The following is a 3,408-nucleotide window of genomic DNA, read 5'->3' as shown; positions in this document are numbered from 1 at the left end:
GCCTCCACAATTCCCGGGGCGGTTCAGTCCGGCCCGCGCTTAAAGTTTCCCTGACGGCCCGGACTGAGCGCGTCGCCGACGCGACGCTTCATAGCTTTACGCAGGCCCTCTCATATACCCGCAGCAAGGCTTGAAGCAGCTCTCTGATTGTCCGCCGACAGATCCAACACGCTGCAACCCGGAAGGCGCTCTTGCGATCTCGTCATGAAATCACGTGTCGCTATGCGCAGCAATGCGGCTTGGGCTCGCAACGAATTCGGCGGTGGGCAGTTCGCGTTGCCTCGCCAACTCACCCCATTGGCGGTCAAATGTCAGGCAAGCACAACCTCAAATTCAAATCATTGGTGCCCGGAGCAATTGCCGGACTTGACGGATCTCCGCTCGCACGCGCTCGCTTTGACGTGCACACTTCCTGCTTCGAAGCGACTACTCGGCGCGGTTTCAGAACAGGGCATACTGATCCGAAGTATGGAGCATCCGTACAACAGCTCGGCGCGCCGGGTGTTCACTCCGTCGCATCGCGTCCCCATATCGGTCTTTGGCTTTCATTGATTCCCGCACTCACGCTTAAGCCAGATAACGCCTAATAAACCGAATGGTTCTCAGCGTACCGCCGTGTCAATCCAACCTTCCCATTAAGAGAGATCGGCTTCCGGTAGCAGTAAGGTATATGGTGCTTGATCCGATACAGCATATATCTGAGTCGCTTAGGCATCCCATCATTTCCTCCTATTCCGTATGCTCAAGCAGGGTTGTGAATATACCTGTGCCAACTGCACCAACTTCCGATGGATGAAAAGTCAGCGCAACCAATGCTTGCCTGACGGAGTGCAACGTGAGGCATCGAAAGACAGACCCGCGCATACGGATGCCGTGCGCGTTGTCTACGCCTCTTCTGAAATTCGGACGAAAACGAACATCGCTTCGCTCCCGTTCATACCACTGGCTTCTGAGATGAGTGTTTCGCTAACAGCTGATTCCTGGCCGCTCGCCACCCGCATGCTGCCCCGCTTGTGGGCGTTCGCATTCCGACTGTGCGGTGATGCTGCAATGGCCGAAAAGCTGGTCGAGGACGCTTATTGTTTTGGAAATTTTGACGCGAGCGCTGCGGAGCAAAGCGTTTCTGCGCCGAAGCAACTTTACGCACGAGTGTATTTCGGGTGGGTTACCCGGCGCTGGGGCGCTGGAGGCAATGAACCGCTTCCGCTCACCTGTCTCGCTGCATCCCGAGGTGACGCGGGTGGCTCATCGTGCGCAAACGCTTGCGAACTCATTGAACACACGCGTTTAGTCAATGCCGTCAACGCACTGCCGGATATCGAACGCGCCGTGGTCTTGCTGATCGCAGTCGACGAACTGAGCGTCAAAGCCACCGCGGAAATAATAGGCACATCTCCCGCCAAGGTGATAGCTCATTTAAATGCCGCCGAGGCCATGATGGACATTGCAATCGGCGGGACAAGGGGGCGCCCGGCTTCAAAGGCCTAGTCGTGAAGCATCAAGACGTTGCTTCTCGACGCTGGAACTGGGGACGTGGAAGCATAACCGCCAATAACGCCATGCGGTCGATGCCAGTTGTAATGGTGCTGCCAGTCATTTAGTGCCTGGGTACGCTAGTGGGAATTCTGATACGTCCAGGCGTACGCCCTCTCCCGCAAGGCCGACTGGATGCGGCACTCGGGCCTACCGTTGGTCTGCGGCCGGCAATCGCGGGTGAACTTGTGCCGACTGACAAGCATGTGCAAACTCACGTGAGCGGAATGCCGAGCCGTTGTCGGTCTGCAGGTGGTACACACCATCGCCAAGATTGGCGGAGCAAGCTACGCGTCGCCCAGGAACTGCACGGCACTTTCCCTATTTCCATGCGCGTGCATGGCGGAAGGCGACGCGAGCGTGGCATCGGATCCTACTTCCGCGCAGTTCGTGCGAACGGGCTGAGAGACAGATCGCCTAGTAGAAGAAAGGTCGCCGCGCTCGAAGTGCCTGCACCCGTCCGCCGCCGTTGCGAAAGCGGGAGGAACTATCCCGCCCTTTATGAACGGCGCGACTGTACGCGGATCGTCTTAACTCCCAAGGCTCGCTCCGCTCAATTCCTCACTTATTCGCCACAAGCGCTCCGCAAGCTCCGGGTCGACGGCCCAAGGGCAAACACCTCCCCGAAACACGTCTTCAGGGGACGTTACCTCGGCTATATCGCCATTCTCACAGTACACTCCGCCCATCCCGCGCAATTGATCGCTGGTGGCGCACCACACTTGCGTCGCTGCGCCCTGCTCGACGGTCTTGAAGTCGCCACCCTCACCCGCAGATTGACCAGCGGGAAATCGGTGCGGCTCATTGCGTGAGATCCCATACGCTCGCAACTCCTCGTCGGAGAAGTGACGAGACAGATCTGTGATGATCGACCCGGGATGCACCGAAAACGCGCGAATCCCTAGCCCTTCCCCTCGTGCGTCCAAACCAACGGAAAACAGCGCCTGCGCCGTCTTCGACTGTGCGTACGCAATCAGCCTGTCGTACTCGCGGTGTTCAAACTGCATATCGCTGAATTCAACAGGCGCCATCCGATGTCCACGCGACGACACTGAAATCACTCGCGCTCCGTCGGCCCGGCATAGTGCCGGCCATAGACGTGCAGTCAATTGGAAATGACCGAGGTGGTTCGCGGAGAAATGTGACTCGTAGCCGCGCGCGTCCCGCTTCAACGGTGCGCCCATGAATCCGGCATTGTTGACGAGAATGTGCACGCGGGTGAAAGTCCCAAGAATATCCGTTGCGAACGCGTCAATTGAGGCGCGATCCAACAAATCCAGTGGGCGTACTTCCACCCGAGGAAGACCGGCAAGCCTGCTACGTGCCTTATCCGGGTCGCGCCCGGCAACGATCAACGTCGCGCCCGCATTAGACAGAACTCGGACGGTCTCCAAGCCGAGGCCCGAGTATCCACCTGTCACAATGGCAACCTTGCCTCTCAAATCCGCATCACCAATTGCCTCCTCCGCCGTCGTTGTCGCCTTGTTGCCGCTCCCGATAGGTACTTGCTTACTTGGCATTGCGATGAATCCTTGTCTGATAATCGATCAAATGTACAACGTGCCGCCGCGCGCAAATCACAAGTCCCCTGGTTCCTACACTCGAAGTGTGAACATCCGGACGTGATCGTGAGCGCCTGTTCGGTGACTTGTCCAGAGCTGAAGTCGCATTCTCGCGCCGACCTGCGCAAAGCAGACTGGCTGGTTCAATGGCCGAGATTCCATCTAAAGCTGCCTGTCAGGATCAAAACGAACGTTCAACACCTGGTCGTAAACATACTTTAGTGGCGATAGGCAAGGACGTAAAATTCAATCTTCAAATTCCAGGTATGCGAAAACATTATGAATTCTGAGCTTGCCCCCGAAAAACGAATTC

2 protein-coding genes and 1 pseudogene are annotated in these 3,408 nt (G+C 57.2%); 1 reads left to right on the top strand and 2 read right to left on the bottom strand.

Annotation, left to right across the window (positions count from 1 at the left end; all coding sequences use genetic code 11):
- The first annotated feature begins 792 nt into the window (after window positions 1-792).
- Entirely contained in the window at window positions 793-1,488 is a 696-nt protein-coding gene (locus BG61_RS41135) for an RNA polymerase sigma factor (RefSeq protein WP_161783738.1), read from the top strand.
- Here the strand turns inward: BG61_RS41135 and BG61_RS44595 are convergent.
- Both BG61_RS44595 and BG61_RS37900 read right to left on the bottom strand, forming a co-directional pair.
- Window positions 1,485-1,896, bottom strand: a pseudogene (locus BG61_RS44595) (integrase core domain-containing protein); the annotation flags it as partial. The gene BG61_RS41135 and the pseudogene BG61_RS44595 overlap by 4 nt on opposite strands.
- Window positions 1,897-2,063: 167 nt before the next feature.
- Window positions 2,064-3,053: an SDR family NAD(P)-dependent oxidoreductase gene (locus BG61_RS37900; RefSeq protein ID WP_035931903.1), complete on the bottom strand. Its 990-nt coding sequence runs from the start codon at window positions 3,051-3,053 to the stop codon at window positions 2,064-2,066.
- Between the last annotated feature and the right edge of the window lie 355 nt (window positions 3,054-3,408).

The sequence above is a fragment of the Caballeronia glathei genome (genome assembly GCF_000698595.1).
Taxonomy (GTDB): Bacteria; Pseudomonadota; Gammaproteobacteria; order Burkholderiales; family Burkholderiaceae; genus Caballeronia; species Caballeronia glathei.
The sequence above is the reverse complement of the archived record's forward strand: the minus strand, read 5'-3'. Positions and strand labels throughout refer to the sequence as shown.